The following is a 478-nucleotide window of genomic DNA, read 5'->3' on the forward strand; positions in this document are numbered from 1 at the left end:
TCTTGGGCAATAATTAGCGGTAATTCACTAACCGGAATAGCCAGTTGCCAGCCAGCTGGAACGTACTCCTGAACCTGATAACGGTCAAATGGCGTACCGGGAGTGCCTACTAACTGAGCACTGCCTTGTATTTTACCATCTGGGGTTTCATAGTTGACTGTCGTTGTTGTGGCAGCTACGGCTGGTCCGCTTGATGCTGTGGTCTTCGCAATTAACGGGATAATCACTGTTTGATTGGTATCCTGAGCGATAATCAATGGTAATTCGCTAACTGAAACGGCTAGTTGCCAGCCATCCGGAACATACTCCTGAACCTGATGGTCAAATGGCGTACCGGGAGTGCCTACTAACTGAGCACTGCCTTGTATTTTACCATCTGGGGTTTCATAGTTGACTGTCGTTGTTGTGGCAGCTACGGCTGGTCCGCTTGATGCTGTGGTCTTCGCAACTAACGGGATAATCACTGTTTGATTGGTAT

General features: G+C 48.3%; 1 protein-coding gene. It reads right to left on the reverse strand.

Annotated elements, in window-relative coordinates:
- Positions 1-478 (reverse strand): hypothetical protein (locus tag CES82_RS12545; protein ID WP_180245740.1); only part of this gene is annotated, 478 nt, incomplete at both ends.

The sequence above is a fragment of the Secundilactobacillus silagincola genome (assembly GCF_002583405.1).
Taxonomy (GTDB): Bacteria; Bacillota; Bacilli; order Lactobacillales; family Lactobacillaceae; genus Secundilactobacillus; species Secundilactobacillus silagincola.